This is a genomic window from Pedobacter rhizosphaerae, from assembly GCF_900111155.1.
Lineage (GTDB): Bacteria > Bacteroidota > Bacteroidia > Sphingobacteriales > Sphingobacteriaceae > Pedobacter > Pedobacter rhizosphaerae.
In genome coordinates this window covers 128,086-149,721 of record NZ_FOGG01000011.1, presented here as the reverse complement: position 1 = coordinate 149,721, position 21,636 = coordinate 128,086, and the positions used below count along the sequence as shown (strand labels likewise).

Below are 21,636 nucleotides of genomic sequence, written 5' to 3'. Positions count from 1 at the left end.
TTTCTAAAACGCTTTTTTTATACCGTTTTTTTCCGGTATCGTCCTGCTGAACTTGTTTCAGCATCTTTGTAGTAAGACCCTGACCCGGAGCGGAGAGCTACGAAATAAAATGAATTCAGGGTGACGAGTGCGCTAGAGGATCTTTTAAGAGATTCTTTCGTAAATCCCGTCCTGCTGAACTTGTTTCAGCATCTTTGTGGTAAGACCCTGACCCGGAGCGCAGCGGAGAGCTACGAAGTAAAATAAATTCAGGGTGACGAGTGTGTTAGGGGATCTTTTAAGAGATCCTTTCGTAAATCCCGTCCTGCTGAACTTGTTTCAGCATCTTCCGAAGTAATTCCATAATTTACAATAATCTTCAAAAACCAAACATTGATCCAATTGTTATTCCATTATAATTATTAAGGAGATCATTATAATGGCTACTAACCCAAAAGACAGATTAAACAGCACCACAGAAAGTGCCAACATAAATAACGAAAACTTATCGTATGATGAGGTAAAACAGAGTTATGAACTTGATGTGAAAGGTAAGGATAAAGATTATGACCATCCTATGGGCTATGAAACAGTAGCCGCAGGTGCCAAAGATGATGATTCTACCTACGATGAGGCAAACCCCTATGTAGGGGATGAGTACGCAAAAAATGACGACATCGCTAACGATGAACTAGAAGAATTAGGCATGCATGTAGATCACGGTGAAAGCGTAAAACTTAATCCAGAGGATGAATTTTTAGCGCGTACACCAGAAGATAGTAGAGATGATTTGGATGAAGAAGGTTATCCTATAAATGATACACCCATAAAATAGTCAGGAAGATCACCGTCGGGAGGACGGCTATTTGACGAATAACAATCATAATGGAAAAAGCAGGGCTAGACTTACAAAAGTTTGATCCTGCTTTTTTATTTTCATTCAGTTCTACGGATTAATATCCAGATTAAATCTTCTTCGTAGCTCTTCGAGTTTAGGGTTTTTGTTTAGCAGGTAATCATATTTCTCCCTATTACCATAAAGCCTGTTTTCTAATTTTCTTTCCACTTGTTTAAAAGTGATGTCGATGGCAAAGTTTTGAAGTCCATTTCTTAGAAAGTTCATCAATTCAACTAATTCCTGTTGAACAAGATGTTCCTGCGTTTTACTTTCTACAGATACTTCAATTAAAACCGGGCTTAATAGTTTTGGAGGAAAGTTATTTAATATGGTAAAGAGGTTAATTTTATCTGCAGCCTTTAATATTTGTATATACTGGCTCCACATTTCGAGCAAACGATCATAACTAAAAGGCTCTCTGGCCTCACCTGTAGCTTTTTTAGGCCCCTTGTCATCATCATTATTAGCCGTTCTTCCAAGGTCATTCAGGTTTGGAATAAGCGTACTTGTAGCATTAGGCTTTGGAATATTAATGCTTATTGATGTAGCCGTAGGCATACTGCTTACTCGAGGTGTATCTTTCGGCTTTTCTTCAGCGGGAACTACAGCTGATGGTAGGGTTTGTGGAACAGCTGGCGTATTTGAAACCTGGTTTTCACTTTCAGCTTTCGGCTTATTGTTTACCGGTTGTTCATTTACGACATTAGTTTTTTTTTTATCCTGATCTGAGTCAGTTGCTGTATTATTCGTGTTTAAAGGTTGTTGGGCAAGATTAACTACCGACCGTATGTGGCACATTTTGATTAAGGCCAACTCTACCTGTAAACGTTGATTTTTAGAGTTTTTGTAATTGAGATCGCAGCTATTGGCTAAATTTAAGGCAGTTAGCAAGAACGAAAGTTCTGTTTGCCTGCATTGCTCCAGGTATTTTTGCTTAATGTTATCGCTAACTTCAAGGAGTTTTATCGTTGCCGAATCTTTACCAACCAACAAGTTTCTAAAGTGACTTGCTAAACCGTTGATAAAGTTATTTCCGTCAAAGCCATTGTTTAAGATTTCATCAAACAGGAGTAAGGTCTGACTTACTTGCGCTGCGGTTAAGTAGGAGGTAAGCTTAAAGAAATAATCGTAATCTAATATATTCAGATTGTCGATTACCGCTTTGTAAGTGATATTTTTATTGGCGTAACTGGCAATCTGATCAAACATAGAAAGCGCATCACGCAAACCACCATCAGCTTTTTGAGCAATGATATGAAGTCCATCGGGTTCATAAGCAATACTTTCACGCTCGGCAATTTTAGAAAGGTGACTGGCAATGTCCTCCACCTGAATACGGTTGAAGTCGAAAATCTGACAACGAGATAAAATCGTTGGCAAAATTTTATGCTTCTCTGTAGTTGCCAAAATAAAAATGGCATAGGAAGGTGGTTCTTCCAATGTCTTTAAAAATGCATTAAATGCACTTTGAGAGAGCATGTGAACCTCATCAATAATATAGATCTTGAATTTTCCAGCTTGTGGTGGTATTCTTACCTGTTCAATCAAACTGCGGATATCGTCTACAGAGTTATTAGATGCAGCATCTAATTCATGAACATTAAAAGAATGACCGTTTTGAAAGGATTGACAGTTGTCGCATTGACCGCAAGCCTCCATATCGGCTGTAGGATTAGTACAGTTAATGGTTTTGGCTAAAATACGGGCACAGGTTGTTTTACCCACACCACGCGGCCCACAAAATAAAAATGCCTGGGCCAGTTGGTTATTCTTGATGGCGTTTTTTAAAGTTCCCGTAATATGCTGTTGCCCAACAACGGTTTCAAACGTTGCCGGACGATATTTACGGGCAGAAACAATAAAATTTTCCATCGCCACGAAAATAGGAATTTTTTAGATGTTGTTGGTTTGAAAAATGGGAATGTTGAAAAGTTGGTGTTTTGTACAGAACTTCAATCTCATTTTTCCTTTCCAAATTATTTAATAATCGACTTGAGTTCATTTCGGTACTCAGAAGCACTTTTTCCAGTAAACTCATGAAATATTTTATTAAAATGGCTGAAGTTATTAAAGCCACTTTCATAAGAAATAGCCGTTATCCCAATGTGCTTCTCTGCTAAAAGTTTAGATGCATGCACTACCCGATATTCGTTAACAAATCGTGTGAATGTTTTTTTTGTAATTTTTTTAAAGTAGCGGCAAAATGAAGGAACAGTCATGCTAGACATTTCTGCAATATCTTCTAAACTTATTTGCTCCTGAAAATGATCTTTTACATAATTAAAAATCATATTGATTCGGTCGTTGTCCTGCACTTGCATTTCCATCGAAAATCCTGCCGCATTTAATATAGTATAATCTGTAGAGGCTTCTAACTGCTTTAATACATTTAGCAAAGTTAAGAGTCTCTCAAAAGGTGGTTGATCTGCCATCTGTTCAATGAGGTGTCCTACAGCATTTTTGGTGTCTTCACCAAAAGCAATTCCACCCTTGGCTTTATCAAAAAGCTCTCCGATCCATTTATTCTCTGGTAAATTCAGGAAATCATTTCCCAGGAAGTCGGCTTTCATTTGAATAACCGTTTCATTTTTGTTTCCGGTTTGGGTATCCGTAAATCCGCAATGTGGGAGATTACTGCCAATGAATATTAAATCGCCATCAGTGTAATAGGAAACGTGACTACCAATCTGTCTTTTACCAGTCCCTCCATTCACAAATACCATTTCTATTTCTGGATGATAATGCCATAAATGCGCCATGTTATTCGCATTTCTGTCATATTTTGAATAATAAAACGAACTTCCGAACGAAGGTTCGACAATTTCGAAGCTTGGTTTAAGTGTTTTCATGACTTTGTGATGTAAAAATAGGTAAAATAAATATGCTTTTTTGATGTAACTAATGGTTTTGCCTGCTTATGAGGTTAATATTGCATAGATATTGGAAAATATGGAGGCGTTGGAGCATGTTTTTTCGCTGTAATTTTACATTGTTAAATAAATGTTAACCCAAAAGCTAATTTGAGTATGAAAAATTTTGTAAAAATCGGGCTAATTGCAGCAGCGTTGTTTGCCGCTCCCGGCGCATTTGCTAATGATGTTGATTTTTCGTTAAAAGTTAAGAACGAAAAAGAAAAAACGATTAGAATTTTCATCAATCAGCCAAAGGAAGTAGAGCTTTTTATTTATTCGACAGATGATGAGGTTCTTTTAGAGGATAAAATACATGCTTCTAAAGAATTGACGAAAACTTACGACTTAAATGCTTTGCCCGATGGTAAATATATGGTTAAAGTGGAGATGGGAGCTCAGGTAGCCATCTATGAGGTAACGATTGCCAACGATATGGCTTCATTGTCTGCGCCAACAATCAAAGAGGTGTTGAGACCTGAAATTAAAGTTCAGGAAGATTTTATCACTTTAAATTTAGAAAATGCTGCCAAAGGTCCAATTGAAGTGCAGGTATTGGATGAAAATAATGACCAAGTATTTTTAGAAACTTTTAAAGATAAATCAAGCCTGTTCAGGAAATTTAACATTAGCCAAAGTAACTGTTCAGCATTTACATTTGTAATTAAACAAGATAAGCAAGTGTTTACCAAAACGATTCAAACACTTTAAAATATTTACTACTATTTATATATGAAGGGAGGCTAAGCAATTAGTCTCCCTTTTTTTTGCATACTCTCCCGGCGCAGGGATATTTTGCGATTATTTTTACTGATATATCTTAGTTATGGTGTTCGGGATTTTTATACTTTTGTCGCAAAATCAAAATTTATTAAATGAAACGCTTTTTACTCTACTTTTTACTCTCTCTACCGGCCTTGGTAAACGCTCAGATCAATTTAAAAAAAGGATATATTGTAAAGCATCCCGGGGATACCCTGCGGGGATATATTGACTATCGGGAACGCAGTGAAAATCCTGAACAGGTAAGATTTACAAAATCTCCCCATGATAAAATTTCATTGTTCAGTTTTCAGGATTGTGTGGCTTTTGGCATTGATGGGGTTGTGAGTTACGAATGCCATGTGGTATCAATAAGCCAAAGTCAGGAAACATTATCCTATTTATCTAAAGGGGTAGATACAACTACAAAAAGTGGTGCTGTATTTTTGGAAGTGCTGAATTCAGGCGACAAAATATCCTTATATAAGTACCAGGATAGGATTAAAACCAGGTTTTACATCAAGGAGCGTGGTCACGCAGTTCCGCAAGAATTGATCAGGCATATTTTTTTGAATCCCGAAACGGAGCATAGTATGGTTACCCTTGATCGGTTCAGGCTACAATTAATTAATGTTAACAGGATTTTTAATGGTATTAACCCTAATGATGAAGCCAGTATAAACAGGTTGAGATACACAGAATCGGATTTGATTCGTTTTGCGGAGAAAATCAATCAACAAAAACGGGTGAGGCAACAGGTATCTAAAACCAGGTTTTTTATTGGAGCGGCTTTAAACAGGAGTCATGCCAGTTATTCTGGGCAAAACCGGCTGGCCGATGCTGACGCAGTTTCAAAGACCAGTTTGCTGCCAATGCTCTCTGTTGGTGTAGATTATTTATCTAATCCTTTGATAGGGAAGATGGTTTACAGGCTGGAATTAAATTATGGCATCACAAATGGTGATATCTCCAGAGCGGGTGATAATGGTTATTCTTATTCATTAAGACATCAATTTAAGCAATATAATTTAGCAGTGGTGCCTCAAATTTTATATCATTTTTATACCAAAGAAAAAATTAAGGCTTTCGTTTCCGTGGGTGCAGGTTTAAATTTTCCAACCTACAAAAATAATCAATTATCTGCTACTCATATGATTAGAAACGAAAGTGATGTATATCTGGATCAGGTAGTTTTTGAGGATTTTTACTATTCTTTTCAAGGAAAGCTGGGACTGGTATTTCTTAAAAGATTTGAGTTCTCTGCCGGACATACTTTTAACGCGGCAGTAACAAATTACAGTTACTATAATGTTAACATCAATAGAACAACAATAGGATTAAACTATCTCTTGGGGCCAAAGAACAGATAAAGTGGGTGTTGAGGCTGTGCCTGACTTGAATTATGGTTAAAATTTATATTCTTCTTTCATAATCGTTTGATTTAAAGAAAAATATTACTACATTTGCAGCCCGAATTATATCGGAAATAAAAAATTAAAACAATTAAATAACAATGAATCAGTACGAAACTGTGATCGTTCTAACCCCGTTGTTATCAGAAGATGCTGCTAAAGAAACATTAGCAAAATTTAGAGGCATCATTGCTGATAGCGGAGCCGAAATTATCCAAGAAGATAATTGGGGTTTGAGAAAATTAGCGTATCCGATTGACAAAAAATCAAACGGATTTTTCAGCTTAACTGAATACAAATCTTCAGGAGAGTTGATTAGCAAATTAGAGCTTGAATTAAAACGCGATGAGCGTGTGTTACGTTTTTTAACCATCCGGTTAGACAAACACGCTGTTGCTTACAATGAAAAAAAGCGTAGTGGTGCTTTTAACAAAAAGAATAAGGAGGTTGTAGCGTAATGGCAAGAGAGCAAATTCAATACGTAACTGCCCCTAAAGTAGAGGACAACCGTAAAAAATATTGCCGTTTCAAGAAAAACGGTATTAAATATATCGATTACAAAGACGCGAACTTTTTGTTGAAATTCGTTAACGAGCAAGGTAAATTATTACCACGTCGTTTAACTGGTACTTCATTAAAATTCCAACGTAAAGTGGCTCAGGCAGTTAAACGTGCCCGTCACATCGGTTTGTTACCTTTCGTTGCAGATCAATTAAAATAGGAGGCTAGCTGATATGGAAATTATTTTAAAACAAGATATTAAAGGCCTTGGCGAGAAAGACGATGTAGTAACGGTAAAACCAGGATATGGTCGTAACTATTTAATCCCTCAAGGATTTGCTGCTTTGGCTACTTCTTCTGCTAAAAAAGTTTTAGCTGAAAATTTAAAGCAAGCTGCATTTAAACAAGATAAAATTAAGAAAGATGCTGAAGGCATTGCTGAGCGTTTAACTTCGGTTAAATTGACTATCGGTGCTAAAGCTGGCGAAAGCGGTAAGATATTTGGTGCTGTTAACACAATCCAGGTAGCTGAAGCATTAAAAGCTCAAGGCTTTGATGTTGACCGTCGTCGTATTACTTTCGAAACTGAACCTAAATTTGTTGGCGAATACGTAGCTAACTTAAACTTACACAAAGAAGTGAAAGTTCAGGTTCCTTTTGAAGTAGTAGCTGAATAAGCATCTCTTTAAAATCATAAAAAAGGCGTTGTGCATAAGCATAACGCCTTTTTTTGTGATATGAGATAGGAGAGGTGGGATTTGAGAACAGGTTTAGGATGTAAAATGGAAGCACATCAGATGTTCGGTTCTGCACCTTAACTTTTCACCTTGCTCTTTTTTTCTTGTACCCTATTTCTCTTTGCCATCTTCCATCACACCATCATCCATTATAATCTATCCCTTCGCTATTGTAGGTCTGATCTCAATTTTGCTCGGTAGCGTCCTTTCTGGCATCGCCAATAAATCTACTACAAGTTTACCCATATCATCAGGTTGTATTTTCCAGGCATCATTTTCCGCATCTGGATGGTGATCGTTAAAGTGACTGGCCACAGAGCCTGGCATAATGGTTGTGCATAAGCATAACGCCTTTTTTTGTGATCTGAGATAGGAGAGGTGGGATTTGAGAACAGGTTTAGGATGTAAAATGGAAGCACTTAAGATGTCCGGTTCTGCACCTTAATCGTTTCTCCTTGCTCCTTTTTTCTTGTATCCTATTTCGCTTTGCCATCTTCCATCACACCATTTTCCATTATAATCTATCCCTTCGCTATTGTAGGTCTGATCTCAATTTTGCTCGGTAGCGTCCTTTCTGGCATCGCCAATAAATCTACTACAAGTTTACCCATGTCTTCAGGTTGTATTTTCCAGGCATCATTTTCCGCATCTGGATGGTGATCGTTAAAGTGACTGGCCACAGAGCCTGGCATAATGGTACTCACCCTAATGCCATATTTTCTAAGGTCAAGCATTACTGATTGGGTAAATCCGGTTAAGCCAAATTTACTGGCATTGTAAGCAGACCCACCTGCAAAGAAATTAGTTCCTGCAAGGCTGGAAATGGTAATAATAGCACCTTTGTTCTTTTTAATCTCTTCCAACGCAGTTTTAATGCTATAAAATACTCCGGTAAGGTTGGTGTCGATTATATCATGCCAAAGCGCCGGATCAAGATCTTCGATAGAAGCAAAGTGTCCTACACCTGCATTGGCTATGAGTACATCCAATCTTCCCCATTTATCTACTATTTGCTTAACAGCATTAGCTTGCGAATCATAATCCTTAACATCAGCGCCTATAGCCAAAATATTTTCTCTTTTCGGAAGCGTCTGCGCAGCTTCCTCAGCATGTGCTAAGTTTCTGCTGGTAATGGCTACCCGGTAACCTGCGTTTAATAAGGCCTCGGCTATTCCGTAGCCTATGCCTTTACTTCCACCTGTAATTAATGCAACTTTCATCTTATTTTAACGTATTTAGCAAAGAAATGTTTAATTCGATTTTGGTATGGGTAACTGCATGATTTCGATATCTTTAAAATCAACAGGTTGTCCTTCACTTTGTAAAGCAATAAAACCGCTTTTAAGTGCTTTGCCATCAATTTTTATTTTAGGGTCGTATCGGTTGGCTACTCCACCACCAATTTGAGGTTTACTGTATTGAAGCACAGTATCGCCATTGATAATGTGGGTTACCAGCGAGTCGCCTAACACAATAAGCTCAGCAGATACCCACTGATCTCCATCGTAAGTTTTAGATCTTGAATCAATACAATGCGCAGCTGCAAGTTTGCCCTGATAAACAATTTCTGTCCCCGGCGAACACATATTTCCCGTAGGGCGGGGGCGACCATCGCTTAAGCCTCCTAAAAACTGCATCTCAATAGAAATGGGCCAATCTTGCTCTTTTAGCATCGTTTTAGGGTCCTGGGCATGAAACATCACACCACTATTCCGTAAAGTATAACTGGGCGCTCCCTTTTGTAATTCGCCAACGAAACGGTATTTCATTTTTAAGTGATAGTAGGAGAATGGTGTTTTGTAGTAAAGGTGACCAAACTGATCGTTAAAATCGCCATACTGATCGTAGCGAACTTTAATGATGCCATCTTCCACCCTAAAAGTATTGCCATAATTCACATTATAATCGTGATGGTGAATCTTAATATTCCAATCTTTAATATCCTTTCCATTAAACAATGAAATCCATTTGTCAGAAGCATTATTGGCATTCCTGCTAACACTGCATCCCCATAATAAGGGAGCGAGTAATAAAAAATATAGTTTCTTCATTTCAGCAATTTGAACCCCAAAATACAGAAAAACATATCATTTAGATTTGTTTTCAAATTAATTTCTTTATTTACCTTTGCGCTATGGCTAAAGCGCGTACCACGAAATCAAAAAGTAAGGCAAAACACCCTCTAGTAAAAAAGATTACCAATATTGCGACAAAAGTATTTTTATACTTTCTTTTGGTCTCTGTGCTTTGGGCTATAGCATTACGCTTTATTAATCCGCCTATTACGGTGCTGATGGTTATCAGAAATATTGAGCGTAAGGCTGATGGAAAGCCATTTAAAACAGAGAAAAAGTGGGTTAAATTTGAAGATATATCTGATAACATGAAGCGAGCTGCTGTTTCTGCGGAGGACCAGCTATTTTTAAAACATATTGGTTTTGATTTTAAAGCGATAGAAAAAGCTTTCGCTGCAAATGCAAAGAACAAGAAGAAAGTGAAAGGAGGAAGTACCATCTCTCAGCAAACGGCAAAAAACGTTTTCTTATGGCCTGGCAGATCCTGGATTAGAAAAGGTTTCGAGGCCTACTTTACTTTGCTAATTGAAATCTTCTGGAGTAAAGAAAGAATTTTAGAAGTATACCTGAACGTGATTGAAATGGGTGACGGTATTTATGGTGCTGAAGCTGCAGCCCAGGAATATTATGGAAAATCCTGCACTAAATTAAGTAAAAGGCAGGCTGCGTTAATTGCTTCGTGTTTCCCGAATCCGCTTCGCTGGACACCCAAAAATGCTACGCCCTACATCAGGCATCGGCAATACCTCATTTTAAAGAATATGCGTAGATTAGGGCCTTTGGATTTTTAAAATATTCCATGGTCTTTATTCCATCTGATTTTTACCCCACCATTGCCATCATCAACGGCTCGAAGGTGTAAAACTATGCCCTTCATTCTATTGGTGCTTTTTTCACTTGCGCTCTTACCTTTGTCTTTTTCAGGGTTTCTGAGGGGAATATCCATAGAAATATCTGTGCCGCTGGTCATTCCGTAAGTGCCCTGTACATCAAAGTTAATGGCACTGGAATTCACTTTTAGTGGAAGAATATCGACTTTGTCGCCCTTAACAATTAGGGTACCATTCAGGTTTCCAAGCTGTATGTTGGAAAGATTCCGGTTGGCAAAAGCGTATTTTTGTACAGCTTCCATAGGCTTGAAATTTTTTAGTGAGGCTGCTTTTAAGCTGAAATTAACCTTGCCTTTCATAGATCTTGGCAAAAGCTTTCCGTTCTCGGTAAGCGTTCCGGTAATATCGGTATTGGCTGATAGAAAACCGTTTAAATTTTTACTGGTGATGGTGTTTTGACCGAAATTATCGAAGGCATAGAAAAAATCTTTCACACTGGCGTTATTAACCAAACCGTGGATGTTGAAGTTGTTGTATTTGCTTGTTTGTTTAAGTAAGCCACTGATATTTAGACTTCCACCGGCATGGTTTACTGAGATTTTCTGAAAATGAATGCCATCTTTTTCCAGGGAAACATTGGCCATAAGGTTCCTGGCCTGAAACTTATTGTAAATGGCCTTATCCACTTTTAACAACATTTGAACTCTGGCTGCATCTATAACTGTTTCCAGCTGTTCAGAGATTTCTTTAACGGAATTACCTGCAGCTTTGCGCTGTCTTTTTATTTGTTTTCGCTCACTCAATAAGGGTAACAATTCTCCCAGATGTAGGTATGGGCTGTAAAGCTCCAGCTTGGCATTCATCATTTCTGGGTCAGTGTAATAAAAATTGAGGAAGTTTTTTACGTAGAGGTCCATATCCAAGGAGCTTTTCCCTAACTGAAAATGTCCCCTTGTAATTTTTAAATCTTTATCATTGAAGTTGAGGTCCAGGGCACTGTTTTCTAAATGTATCCTTCTCGGTACATATGTAATATCGGCATTAGTGATTTTGATGTTTCCTGAAAGTCTGGGTTTTGTGAATTTAAGGTTGTCAATATCTGCTTTACAGTAGAGTTTAAGGTTGGCATTACCCGACTTAAAATTAAACGTTTCTCCTCCAATTGAGGAATTGAGATTGGTTAAAGGAAAAACAGAGGTGACAAGTCCGGCAGCAATAGGCCGACTCAAATTGGTAACCATAAAACTATCACATACAATTGGAGCATTGTAATAATTGGCTTTAAGGTTTTTGAATTTGATTATAGAATTTTCATCACCAATAGGTCTTGTTACAGTGTCTTTATTGGTGAATGAGCCATCAAAATTACAATTGGTTAATTGTCCGGAAGGAATAGTAACTGTATTATTTCTCACGGTCATGGCTACCTGGATAAATGGATCAGAATGCGCTCCTCCTTTACCATCGTCTACAATTTTGCCTTTGATATTTACGGGTGCTGCTATTTGAAACTTCAAGAGCTTGCTGGAAATGTTTGGCGATAGTATCTGGGCTACATGGCTAAACTGAACGTTGTTTACATCGATATCTATACTGAAAGAAGCAGGTTTCACTCCAGTGTTAATTTCTGCACCGATAGCATAGATATCGCCACCGATATTGAGTTTTTCCTGGCTAATGCTTACGATTTTCGTGTTGTTATTATAGTTGAATTTGATGGTGCCTTTTAAGCTTTTATCCTTCAAGAAGCTACCTTTTCTGGTGTTAAAGGCGAAACTCTTGATCAGGGTATTGATTTTTATTTCACCTTCCCATCCGCCTATTGGGTAATCTATTTTACCTTGAAGATCTTTTATTTGAAAATCAAACCTTTTAAAGCGTTGCTGATTGTCTACTATTAATTGAACATTATTCATGTTTATTCGCTTAATTTCCGGGGCTTCAGCAGGTTCACTTTCTGTTGTTGGTTTAGGCTTTTTAGTTTTGAATATGCTGGTGTTGCTGTATCCTGTAGAATCAGTGTATAGGTATAGGCTGGCATCGTTTACAGTGATTTTATTGATTCGGGTATTTCCAAACAATAAGGAGAATACATTGAGCGCCACATCTATATCATTAGCTTTTAACAAATCGTGTTTGTGCTGGTGGTATAGACTATCCTTCAGGGAAACGTTTTTTAGGGAAACCGATATTCCTGGAAAAGCTTTCAAAAGGGAAGGCTCCATACTTCCGATTTCTGCTTTGCCATTGAGGTTATTGTTGAGTGTGAGTAACACTTTATCCAAAACTTCTTTTTTATTTCTGCTGATATAAAGGGAACCTCCAATCCAGATAATAATCAATAAGCCTAGTAGAGTAGCTAAAATGCCAAGGGTTATCTTAATCCAACGCGCCATAAATTTGAAGGTTAATTTATAGCAATATAATGGTTTTTAAAGTGATTTTGTTTGCTGAGAACTCAAAAATACCTCAGAAAAGAGATGGAGGTTTTAAAAATCAAGATTTAAGCCAAGAGATTTTCAAGGTCGGGATGGTATTGTGATGTTAAAAACTGAGTAATCTTATAGTCTGCCAATCGATGTTGATAGAATGGATCCTCCATTAGAATTTTTTTCAATTCTTCTTCCGTGTCGCTCAAGGCAAGAATAATTCCCCCAGTTCGTGGAACCTTTCTTCCGGAGGCAACAAATATATTTTTTTTGTAATACTTCTTTAAGTAAGCCACATGAGCAGCCATATGTTCATCTAGCTGCTCGAGGGGTACGATATATTGAAGATCTACAATAAACATGGCTTTTACAGCAGGTGGGCAAACACAGTTGAATGCCAGCTGTTCTGAAACGGAACTTCCCATTTAGTCTCTAACTCTGCAAGCGTTTGTACCATATTATTGAAAACAATAGTATTTGGTGTAATCTGTTTAATATTAACCAATGTTTCAAAATCTTCTTTATTGTTTACGATAACCTCGTTATTTAGTTTGTAGGCAATGTTAAATCTGTTAAAAAGATCTACGTTGTATTCCTGTTCTATCTCCTTAATTAACCTTACAGAGCTATCAATAGAACAACCGGTAACGTTCGCCTGGCTTTCATCAACAGTTAAAATAATAAAAAAGCCATACCTGATTTCGGCTTTTGCCAGCAATTCGTTGCCATGGGCTTTCCATTGATTGGTAAAAGCTTCTAATTTTTTAAGGATAGTACTTTCCTCTGCGGCAGAAAATTTCCTGTTGCTTTGGTATATCCAGATTCTAGATTGTGGAGAAAAACTCATACTACAAATTTACCATTTTAATTAAATTGGTTTGTCTAAAAACATCAGCCTTATGAAAAAGTTTACATTGCACTTGAAAACTATCTCAATTGTTGCTTTTTCCACGTTTTTATTGGCATTCTCAGATCCCGAATCTATCGAGCAATATGTAGGTAATCTACAGAAATCATTTACTGATCATTACGATTTTAGTCAGGAAAGCACTCAAATCAAGCGCTACGAACTTAATGTTACTAACAATGGCTTTTGCAGGTATAAGCGTTATTTTAACAATGGAAAAACCGAATATTTCTCTTTCAAGCTTTCTAAGTTTAAGGATATGGATTATTATGGTAATAATATTTCGGGAAAGCTGTACCTGTATACCAAAGGCGAAGATGTGATTGTTCAAACCTATAAGGATAGAGGAGGGGATGTAGATTCTATGGCTACCCAAGTTATTATTCCATTAAAAAATATCGAGGCCGAAGACCTTAATTTAATTAAAGAGAATTTTGCGAAGATATGTGGTAACCAGCATCCCTGAGAAAGCAGTTCAGTTAACAGTTTGCAGTTAACAGTTTGCAGTTAACAGTTGGCAATTTTCAGTTCAACAATTAAACAGTTCAACAATTAAACAATTCACCGCAATTCTTTAAAGCCCATTTGCTCTTGCGGTGATTTCCGCAATATCTAAAACCTTAACTTCTTGTTCTTTGTCTTTCAGTTTTACGCCATCACTTAACATGGTCATGCAGAAGGGGCAGCCAGCGGCAATAACTTGTGGGTTAGTTTGTAGCGCTTCGTCAATGCGTTCAACGTTAATATCCTTATTTCCTTTTTCTGGCTCTTTAAACATTTGGGCACCTCCGGCACCACAGCAAAGGCCATTACTTTTGCAGCGTTTCATCTCCACTAATTGTGCATCTAAAACTTCGAGAGCCTTTCTTGGGGCTTCATATACACCATTTGCTCTTCCGAGGTAACATGGATCATGAAAAGTAATCTTTTTACCTTTGAAACTTTCTCCGCCCTCAGCTTTTAGCTTCCCTTCGTTAATTAAATCCTGAATCAGTTGTGTATGATGAATCACTTCATAAGTGCCGCCAAGGCCAGGATATTCATTTTTAATGGTATTGAAACAATGCGGGCAGCCTGTAACGATTTTCTTAATGTTATAAGCATTTAGAATCTCAATATTGGTCATGGCCTGCATTTGGAAAAGAAACTCATTTCCTGCACGCTTTGCAGGATCCCCTGTGCAACTTTCTTCGGTTCCCAATACAGCGTATTTTATCCCCACGTGGTGAAGAATCTTGCAAATGTCGCGGGTAATCTTCTGTGCTCTCTCATCGTAGCTGCCTGCACATCCTACCCAAAATAAGATTTCTGGTTCTTCTCCTGCCGCCATTAATTCGGCCATTGTAGGGACTTTAAATTCCATTTCTGTATTGTAAAAGGTTAACGCTGTTTTAGCGCGTTAACGGATTAAATGATTAACTGTTAAATTGTTTGAGCGTCGATCTGTTTAATTGAAATCTTCCAATTAGAACCGTCAACGAACTAACTAATCTCCTTCCGCCCAATTAAAGCGATCGGCAGGAGAGTATTTCCATGGTGCCTGATTGTTTTCAATGTTGCCCATCATGGCATTAATACTCGAAGGTGCCTGCGATTCCTCCATCACGGCGTATCTGCGCAAATCGATAATAATCTGTAATGGGTCAATGTTAACCGGACAAGCCTGAACGCATGCGTTACAACTCGTACATGCCCAAATCTCTTCTCTGCTGATGTAGTCGTCTAATAATGACTTTCCATCCTGATGGTCTGCACCGTGCTTATCAATATTTTGTCCAACTTCTGTGATGCGATCGCGGGTATCCATCATAATCTTTCTCGGTGATAGCAGTTTCCCTGTAATATTTGCCGGACAAACTGATGTACAGCGCCCGCATTCGGTACAGGTGTACGCATTCATGAGGTTTACCCAGGTTAAATCGGTTACATCTTTAGCGCCGAATTTACCCGGTTCTGTTTCTGCAGGTACAAATGAGGGATCGAGCATGGCTTTAACCTCATTGGTTACTGATGCCATATTGGTAAATTCTCCCTTGGGTTCGAGATTTGAAAAATAAGTATTGGGGAAGGCAAAAAGGATATGGAAATGCTTAGAGTAGGGCAAATAATTTAAGAAAGCGAGAATTCCAATAATGTGAAACCACCAACAGCCTCTTTCTACCGCTATTAATGCGGATTCTGAATCAGGCAATAAATCCATCAGGAACTGACTAACCGGAAATGCTCCCGCCTGCACGTAATGGCTAGCACCTAGGGCCTGTAACTTAGCATCTGCTGCATTCATGAGTAAAAATGCACTCATTAACAAGATTTCGGTTATGAGGATATAGTTGGCGTCTGATTTAGGCCAGGTAGTCATCTCCACACCTGTAAAGCGCTTCATTTTTAAAATGTTTCTACGAATTAGAAAAATTGCGCAGGAAACCCAAACCGTTAGGGCTAAAATTTCGAAAGAACCAATAAGGAAGTTATATAACCCCCCGAGGCCATTAAAAATACGATGGGTACCAAAGATACCATCAATCATAATCTCCAATACCTCAATATTGATGATCACAAAGCCTATGTAAACAAAGAAGTGTAGTAGGGCAGGGATAGGGCGTACCACCATCTTCGATTGACCGAATGCTACCCTCAGCATAGTCATCAATCTTTTTTGCGGTTGATCATTGCGATCGGCCGGTTTGCCTAAACGGATGTTGCGAATTATTTTTCGCAGGTTAATTGTGAACAGCGCGATTGCTGCAAGTGTTAGTACTAGAAAAATAATCTGTGCTACCATGCATTTTAATATTGTTAGCGCTAAATTAGGATAATTAATCCGAATAATTTACTATGCATGCATAAAAAAATGCTTAAAATTTTTAGTTTATACTGATTCTAAGTCCGTTTCATTTTATGGGTTTGAAAAGAAATGAAAAATAATTGACTGATAATCAATAGACGAGGTGTTTTTTGAAAAAAAAGTTTTGCTTTTGAAAAAAGAACACTACATTTGCAATCCCAAACGGGAGGTGCCATAGCTCAGTCGGTAGAGCAAAGGACTGAAAATCCTTGTGTCCCTGGTTCGAATCCAGGTGGCACCACTTCCTAAAGCCTTTCTATTAAACGAGGGGCTTTTTTATTAAGTAGAGGGCAATGCGTTTTTTGGAATAAAAATATAATTGCCTGCTTGGAATTGACAAAAAGAACACTACATTTGCAATCCCAAAACAAAGGTGCCATAGCTCAGTCGGTAGAGCAAAGGACTGAAAATCCTTGTGTCCCTGGTTCGAATCCAGGTGGCACCACCAGTAAAGCCTCTAGATTTTCTAGAGGCTTTTTGTTTAAATTCATTATTTTTCTAGGGGTACTCAAAACTTATTTCTTAAGTTTCTACATGGTATTTTCGTGTACCTTGCGCAATTTCTTTAATTTTTTCTATGGCTTTTGGCCAAACGTTTTCGAAATATTCTTTCCATTCTTTATTCGTATCCATAGATACCGTTAATTCTGTCTTACCTGCTTTCTCTTTGAGTTCATAATTCTCGAAGGAAGCTTCCCATCCTTCGGGAAAGGTTTCTTTTCCATCTTTGAGCTCTCCAAGGTGTTTGATAGACATGAATTCATTTGGGATACTTTCTGCAATTTCAGAAACCATTCCATTGCCCTTGCCATCTGTAAACAGGGCTTTGCTTCCTTTTTTCCAATCGGTTTCTACAGCAGATCCTTCGGTAAAAACTACTGTCCATTGTGGGTAGGTTTCTGTGCCGAAGAGTGTATCCCATACTTTCTCTACACTGGCATCAATTTCGTTGGTGAATGTTATCTTTTCCATGGTATTAAAAATTTAAGTAATCATTATTGTTCCATTATCTCAATCCAATTTTGTACTGCAAGCTTTATTCCCTGTTCGTTTCTGAGCACATCATCCATGCTGTAAAACTTTCCATAGGATTTGCCCTTGCCCGCATCTTCCAGAAAGCCAAAATCACTTTTGAGCAGAGCCGCTTTATGGAAAACAACTACTACATAGTTTTTGATTTTAGGATTAATGGTGGCCATGTCTTCTTTAAATCTGAAGCTTGGTCCGCCCCATTTAATGTCGCTGGTTATCTGAGGGTTACTGGAAATAATTTGGATCAGCTTTTCCATTTCTTCTTTTAAAGGATGCGCTACTGTAGTCATAAAATCTGCTACTTTGGGGTTAATGCTCATGGTCGATTGTTTTTTATAGATCAAATATCTAACCTTATGATTTAAATTAAACGGTGTAAAGGCGACATTTTATGGGGGCAGATTGGCAAAAAAATACAACTAAGCTTAAGATTATAGTAATCGAAGACATTTTATTTAACAATATTTCTTCTTATATTTATATAACACTAAATCATAGCTGTTTCTCATTCCTAAGTAATTTAATCAACAGATAAACGCTTTTCTAAGATACATGATGGATACTGCGCAATAAAAGAGATTAAATTTAGTTAGTTGATACGTAAAAAGTTACGCCCTCACACAACTTGAAATGCGGTGCGTACGTATATAGATAAACAGGTGATAAAATTCTACATGAAAAATAACAAATTGGGATACCGTATCGTTCTGGTGCTTTTAAGTTTAAGCATCTTCATCTCTTGTAAGAAAAATACGGCAACACCGGAAGAGACTTCTACAACCACTACAACCATCCCAACAACCGGTACCCGTACCGAATTAACAAGGGATTCTATGTTTCTTTATGCTAAAGAACTCTACTATTGGAATACTTCGCTGCCTACTTATGATGTGTTTAAGCCCAGAGCCTTCAGTTCCAATGAGGCAGAGCTTTATGCATTAACGCAGTATTCTACTGATCCGACAACTGGAAAACCTTATGAGTATGTAAGTAATAGCACTGATCCGAAATATTCTTTTTTAGATTATGTATCCACTACAGGAAAAACAGCTGCATTAAAAGCGGATGTAAATGGCACGGCCAATGATTATGGCTTCTCTGCCGATTACCAGACGGTGAATGATTTCCGGGTAAAGTATGTATATGCAAACTCACCAGCTAGCACGCAAGGCTTAACCAGAGGATGCAGGATAACCAGTGTAAATGGACGCACAAATCTGAATATCACTTCCGATGGGATCATTAGTTTTTTGAATAATGCTATTTTCGGTGGTAACCCAAGTGTTAGCCTAACCTTTGAGGATTTAAATGGTAATGTAAAAAGTGTGGTGGTAAATAGTGCTCCTTATACTGTTAATCCTATTTTATATACCCACGTATATACCGTTGGTTCTAAGAAAGTAGGATATATTGTTTTTAATAGCTTTACAAATAATGTTACAACCGCCTTAAACAATGCCTTTAATAATTTTTCGGCAGAAGGTATAACGGAATTGATTGTTGATTTACGTTATAACGGTGGAGGTTATGTATCTACAGCTACCCAAATTGTCAATTTGGCCGCTCCAGCAGCGCAAACTGGCAATACGATGTATACGACTTATTATAACAGTTATCTTCAGAACTTAACTACGGCACAAAGAAAGGCATCGGTTTTAGCTCATCAACCCTTACTTGATAATTCAGGTAAATTGCAGCCCTTTACTACAGGTGTAAATGGAAAGTATGCTACCTATGCTGATTTGAATTATTCGCCTACCGCTGCTGATAATGTGGAAAAATTTGCTAAGTCTGGTTCTTTAGCATTAAGCAGGGTTTATTTTCTGGTCTCTCACTCAACAGCATCCGCCAGCGAGTTAACCATCAATAGTTTGAAGCCTGTAATGGATGTGAAGATCATTGGGGAAAGAACTTATGGTAAGCCTGTAGGATTCTTCCCAATCAGAATTGACGATTTCGAGATGTATATCCCGGAATTTGAAACCAAAAATCAAAGTGGGGTAGGAGGTTACTATTCTGGGATGGCCGTAGATAAGGAAGCTTACGGTGATTTCAACAGTGCCTGGGGAGATACAGCTGAAACTTTACTCTATTATGCACTAACTTATGCTGAAAAGGGAAGTTTTATTGATCCTGTTAAAAAAACGGCAAGCTTAAAAACAACTTCAGCTACTGTTGATGCTAAATTGTCGACCACACAGATAAACACTGTTCAAGCTACTTTAGATCAGCATCGCTTTAAAGGAATGGTTATGACTCCAAAAGGAAGCTTTTAGGATTAGTCAATATGAGATAAAAAAAAGGGGGACATTTATAAGATGGCCCCTTTTTCATTTTAAGGTCGTTTAAAGCAATATTTTACTGCTGATATCTTTGTTAATCGTTATGTAACCTGGATATTTTACCGGAGTGTTACCCAACATAAAAGTAGGTTTAATTTTGATGGTTAGTAATCCAAGTTTTTCATCTTTAGAAGAAGAACCCTTTTGAGCGGCTTTTATAATATCATTAAGAACATTTCCACTAGAAATTAAACCGTAAATATTACTGGTTAGTTGAACCGGTACATTTACTGTTTGTCCTTGCGCGATACTAACATTCTGATTCACCAGGCCTTCTGCCAAATCAGTATTGTTAACCAAAATTTTGTATTCAAATTGGTTAATGGCTGCTAAACTATTGGATGGATTAGAAATTTCGAGATTAAGATTCGCTCTAAGAGGAATGTCTTTCCGCAATAGTCCTAACGCTACACCCGGTAAACTCCCAATGTTAAAATTTTGCTGATCGATGAGTTTTTTTACATCTGTTCCGGCAACAGTGATCTGCTGAACGCCTGTTATTTTATACGTACAATCTTCCAGCGCTTTTATTTGTTGCGCCTGCTTGTTTATCCCACAGCTAAAAAAGCTTATCGTGAAGAGACAAAGCAATAGTTTTTGTTTCATTTGTGTTTTCTTTTATAAATGTGCTATTGATAACGCCAAATTAACAAAACTATTTCAGCTGTAGTGATAGTTTAGCATTCTTTAACATCAGGTACTACGGACTGATGGTTTCTATCTGGTCTCGCGCATCATCATCGTCATCATTTTGAGGTGTTGCAGCCTCTTTTTGCTTTTCTTCATTCTGAGGTTTGTTATCTTCTGATTCTTCTTGAGTTTCAGTTTTAACGAGGGGTTCCTTGCTGTGATTTGGCAGACCAGGTTTTTTCTCTGTTTCCGTTTCTACTGAAGGGATAACTGTTTCGATTTCAAGCTGGACATCATCTGATGGATTTGGATGTTGCTCTGTTTTGGGGTCGTTTTTCATGCTGAGATAATTAGGTTAACATTTTCTTACTTATTAATAATGTTTTTTTCAGCCTTTTGTTTGGTGGTTTTTGTTTAAGCCTTAGTCATTGCTAACTTTATGAAAAATTGGAAAAGATGGGCATTACATTAAGAAAAATAGAAGAAAAGGATAATCAGGCTGTTGCTGAAATGATTAGGGCTGTAATGCGGGAGTTTAAAATTGATAAGCCCGGAACGGTTTATACTGACCCGACTACTGATCACTTGTGGCAGGTTTTTGAAGTTGAAAAGGCCGACTATTGGCTTGCCGAAGAAGATGGAAAGCTTTTGGGTGCCTGTGGTATTTATCCCACAAAAGGATTGCCAGAAGGCTGTGTGGAGTTGGTTAAATATTATGTATCAGCAGAAGCAAGAGGAAAAGGTATTGGTAAGATGCTGATGGAAAGGAGTATTCAGTCTGCGCAGCACTATGGATACAATGAGGTTTACCTGGAGTCGTTACCAGAGTTATCAAAAGCGATTGGTTTATATGAGAAAGTGGGATTTAAGGCGCTTTCAGGGCCACTGTGGCATTCGGGGCACTTTGCTTGTAATGTTTGGATGTTGCTGGTGCTTTGAGGGAAGCCGGTAGTTGACTGGTGAGTTGTTTGATTGTTTAACTGTCTAATCGCTTAACTGTTGAATTGTTTGGGTGGGAACTGGGAACTGGTTTAATTGCTTAACTGGTGAGTTGGTGAGCTGGTTACTTTTGAGTTTGTTTGATTGTTTAACTGTCTAATCGCTTAACTGTTGAATGTTTGGGTGGGAACTGAGAACTGGTTTAATTGTTTAACTGGTGAGTTGGTGAGCTGGTTACTTTGGAGAGTTGTTTGATTGTTTAACTGTCTAATCGCTTAACTGTTGAATTGTTTGGGTGGCAACTGGGAACTGGTTTAATTGTTGAATTGCTTAATTGTTTGCATGGTAACTGAGAACTGATGATTGAGAATTGGTTTAATTGTTTAACTGGTGAGTTGGTGAGCTGGTT

General features: G+C 37.8%; 24 protein-coding genes and 2 tRNA genes. 12 read left to right on the top strand and 14 right to left on the bottom strand.

The genetic code is table 11. From position 1 onward, the window contains the following. Nucleotides 1–418 precede the first annotated feature (418 nt). Nucleotides 419–814 carry a hypothetical protein gene (locus BMX11_RS11275; protein ID WP_090884248.1) on the top strand — a complete coding sequence of 132 codons (396 nt, stop codon included), beginning with the start codon at nucleotides 419–421 and terminating at the stop codon, nucleotides 812–814. 111 nt (nucleotides 815–925) lie between these two features. Here BMX11_RS11275 and BMX11_RS11270 read toward each other — a convergent pair whose 3' ends face one another. Next, nucleotides 926–2,749, bottom strand: a complete 1,824-nt coding sequence (locus BMX11_RS11270; RefSeq protein ID WP_090884246.1) for a DNA polymerase III subunit gamma/tau — start codon at nucleotides 2,747–2,749, stop codon at nucleotides 926–928. 104 nt (nucleotides 2,750–2,853) lie between these two features. Then, entirely contained in the window at nucleotides 2,854–3,726 is an 873-nt protein-coding gene (locus BMX11_RS11265; RefSeq protein ID WP_090884244.1) for an AraC family transcriptional regulator, read from the bottom strand. Between the two features lie 177 nt (nucleotides 3,727–3,903). Here BMX11_RS11265 and BMX11_RS11260 point away from each other — a divergent pair, with 177 nt between their 5' ends. The 5 genes from BMX11_RS11260 to rplI all read left to right on the top strand — a co-directional run bounded on the left by BMX11_RS11260 (nucleotide 3,904) and on the right by rplI (nucleotide 7,138). Next, nucleotides 3,904–4,497 (top strand): hypothetical protein, encoded by a 594-nt coding sequence (locus BMX11_RS11260; protein WP_090884242.1) that lies wholly within the window; start codon nucleotides 3,904–3,906, stop codon nucleotides 4,495–4,497. Between the two features lie 164 nt (nucleotides 4,498–4,661). Then, entirely contained in the window at nucleotides 4,662–5,918 is a 1,257-nt protein-coding gene (locus BMX11_RS11255; RefSeq protein WP_090884240.1) for a hypothetical protein, read from the top strand. 143 nt (nucleotides 5,919–6,061) lie between these two features. Next, nucleotides 6,062–6,418, top strand: coding sequence for a 30S ribosomal protein S6 (rpsF, locus tag BMX11_RS11250; protein WP_090884238.1), 357 nt, complete (start codon nucleotides 6,062–6,064; stop codon nucleotides 6,416–6,418). Further along, the gene (gene rpsR, locus BMX11_RS11245; RefSeq protein ID WP_090884236.1) at nucleotides 6,418–6,681 is read left to right on the top strand and encodes a 30S ribosomal protein S18; all 264 of its coding nucleotides are present in this window, start codon (nucleotides 6,418–6,420) and stop codon (nucleotides 6,679–6,681) included. Before rpsF ends, rpsR begins: the two co-directional genes overlap by 1 nt. Nucleotides 6,682–6,694: 13 nt before the next feature. Continuing rightward, nucleotides 6,695–7,138: a 50S ribosomal protein L9 gene (gene rplI / locus BMX11_RS11240; protein ID WP_090884234.1), complete on the top strand. Its 444-nt coding sequence runs from the start codon at nucleotides 6,695–6,697 to the stop codon at nucleotides 7,136–7,138. 216 nt (nucleotides 7,139–7,354) lie between these two features. Here rplI and BMX11_RS11235 read toward each other — a convergent pair whose 3' ends face one another. The 3 genes from BMX11_RS11235 to BMX11_RS11225 all read right to left on the bottom strand — a co-directional run bounded on the left by BMX11_RS11235 (nucleotide 7,355) and on the right by BMX11_RS11225 (nucleotide 9,249). Next, complete coding sequence (locus BMX11_RS11235) at nucleotides 7,355–7,525, bottom strand: hypothetical protein (protein ID WP_245738635.1); 171 nt, start codon at nucleotides 7,523–7,525, stop codon at nucleotides 7,355–7,357. 194 nt (nucleotides 7,526–7,719) lie between these two features. Then, nucleotides 7,720–8,418, bottom strand: coding sequence for an SDR family oxidoreductase (locus BMX11_RS11230; RefSeq protein ID WP_090884232.1), 699 nt, complete (start codon nucleotides 8,416–8,418; stop codon nucleotides 7,720–7,722). A gap of 30 nt (nucleotides 8,419–8,448) precedes the next feature. Beyond that, the gene (locus tag BMX11_RS11225; protein ID WP_090884230.1) at nucleotides 8,449–9,249 is read right to left on the bottom strand and encodes a 3-keto-disaccharide hydrolase; all 801 of its coding nucleotides are present in this window, start codon (nucleotides 9,247–9,249) and stop codon (nucleotides 8,449–8,451) included. Between the two features lie 83 nt (nucleotides 9,250–9,332). Here BMX11_RS11225 and mtgA point away from each other — a divergent pair, with 83 nt between their 5' ends. Beyond that, nucleotides 9,333–10,064 carry a monofunctional biosynthetic peptidoglycan transglycosylase gene (mtgA, locus tag BMX11_RS11220; protein ID WP_090884228.1) on the top strand — a complete coding sequence of 244 codons (732 nt, stop codon included), beginning with the start codon at nucleotides 9,333–9,335 and terminating at the stop codon, nucleotides 10,062–10,064. On the opposite strand, the gene BMX11_RS11215 is transcribed toward mtgA, so the two are convergent. The 3 genes from BMX11_RS11215 to BMX11_RS11205 all read right to left on the bottom strand — a co-directional run bounded on the left by BMX11_RS11215 (nucleotide 10,061) and on the right by BMX11_RS11205 (nucleotide 13,379). Further along, nucleotides 10,061–12,499, bottom strand: a complete 2,439-nt coding sequence (locus BMX11_RS11215) for an AsmA family protein (protein WP_090884226.1) — start codon at nucleotides 12,497–12,499, stop codon at nucleotides 10,061–10,063. The two genes, mtgA and BMX11_RS11215, sit on opposite strands and share 4 nt — an antisense overlap. Nucleotides 12,500–12,606: 107 nt before the next feature. Then, entirely contained in the window at nucleotides 12,607–12,894 is a 288-nt protein-coding gene (locus tag BMX11_RS11210; protein WP_090884224.1) for a YciI family protein, read from the bottom strand. A 5-nt stretch (nucleotides 12,895–12,899) separates the two neighbouring features. Beyond that, a complete protein-coding gene (locus tag BMX11_RS11205; RefSeq protein ID WP_090884222.1) occupies nucleotides 12,900–13,379 on the bottom strand; it encodes an ABC transporter ATPase in 480 nt (159 codons plus the stop codon). A 52-nt stretch (nucleotides 13,380–13,431) separates the two neighbouring features. Between BMX11_RS11205 and BMX11_RS11200 the strand changes: the two genes are divergently transcribed. Further along, nucleotides 13,432–13,905: a hypothetical protein gene (locus BMX11_RS11200; RefSeq protein WP_090884220.1), complete on the top strand. Its 474-nt coding sequence runs from the start codon at nucleotides 13,432–13,434 to the stop codon at nucleotides 13,903–13,905. A gap of 108 nt (nucleotides 13,906–14,013) precedes the next feature. Here BMX11_RS11200 and BMX11_RS11195 read toward each other — a convergent pair whose 3' ends face one another. Next, on the bottom strand, nucleotides 14,014–14,802 hold the full coding sequence (locus tag BMX11_RS11195) for a (Fe-S)-binding protein (RefSeq protein ID WP_090884218.1): 789 nt from the start codon (nucleotides 14,800–14,802) through the stop codon (nucleotides 14,014–14,016). A gap of 123 nt (nucleotides 14,803–14,925) precedes the next feature. Beyond that, nucleotides 14,926–16,221: a 4Fe-4S dicluster domain-containing protein gene (locus BMX11_RS11190; protein ID WP_090884216.1), complete on the bottom strand. Its 1,296-nt coding sequence runs from the start codon at nucleotides 16,219–16,221 to the stop codon at nucleotides 14,926–14,928. 231 nt (nucleotides 16,222–16,452) lie between these two features. On the opposite strand from BMX11_RS11190, the gene BMX11_RS11185 reads away from it, so the two are divergent. Together BMX11_RS11185 and BMX11_RS11180 are read left to right on the top strand one after the other, a co-directional pair. Beyond that, a tRNA-Phe gene (locus BMX11_RS11185) sits at nucleotides 16,453–16,525 on the top strand. Nucleotides 16,526–16,656: 131 nt separating this feature from the next. Then, nucleotides 16,657–16,732: transfer RNA gene (locus tag BMX11_RS11180), tRNA-Phe, on the top strand. A gap of 74 nt (nucleotides 16,733–16,806) precedes the next feature. Here BMX11_RS11180 and BMX11_RS11175 read toward each other — a convergent pair. Both BMX11_RS11175 and BMX11_RS11170 read right to left on the bottom strand, forming a co-directional pair. Next, nucleotides 16,807–17,256, bottom strand: coding sequence for an SRPBCC domain-containing protein (locus tag BMX11_RS11175; protein ID WP_090884214.1), 450 nt, complete (start codon nucleotides 17,254–17,256; stop codon nucleotides 16,807–16,809). 23 nt (nucleotides 17,257–17,279) lie between these two features. Further along, the gene (locus BMX11_RS11170; RefSeq protein ID WP_090884212.1) at nucleotides 17,280–17,636 is read right to left on the bottom strand and encodes a DUF1801 domain-containing protein; all 357 of its coding nucleotides are present in this window, start codon (nucleotides 17,634–17,636) and stop codon (nucleotides 17,280–17,282) included. 354 nt (nucleotides 17,637–17,990) lie between these two features. On the opposite strand from BMX11_RS11170, the gene BMX11_RS11165 reads away from it, so the two are divergent. After that, nucleotides 17,991–19,592, top strand: coding sequence for a S41 family peptidase (locus BMX11_RS11165; protein WP_139180169.1), 1,602 nt, complete (start codon nucleotides 17,991–17,993; stop codon nucleotides 19,590–19,592). A gap of 69 nt (nucleotides 19,593–19,661) precedes the next feature. Here BMX11_RS11165 and BMX11_RS11160 read toward each other — a convergent pair whose 3' ends face one another. Both BMX11_RS11160 and BMX11_RS11155 read right to left on the bottom strand, forming a co-directional pair. Continuing rightward, nucleotides 19,662–20,264 (bottom strand): hypothetical protein, encoded by a 603-nt coding sequence (locus tag BMX11_RS11160; protein WP_090884209.1) that lies wholly within the window; start codon nucleotides 20,262–20,264, stop codon nucleotides 19,662–19,664. 94 nt (nucleotides 20,265–20,358) lie between these two features. Further along, nucleotides 20,359–20,628 carry a hypothetical protein gene (locus BMX11_RS11155; protein ID WP_090884207.1) on the bottom strand — a complete coding sequence of 90 codons (270 nt, stop codon included), beginning with the start codon at nucleotides 20,626–20,628 and terminating at the stop codon, nucleotides 20,359–20,361. 116 nt (nucleotides 20,629–20,744) lie between these two features. Between BMX11_RS11155 and BMX11_RS11150 the strand changes: the two genes are divergently transcribed. Then, a complete protein-coding gene (locus tag BMX11_RS11150) occupies nucleotides 20,745–21,227 on the top strand; it encodes a GNAT family N-acetyltransferase (protein WP_090884205.1) in 483 nt (160 codons plus the stop codon). The last annotated feature ends 409 nt before the right edge of the window (nucleotides 21,228–21,636 follow it).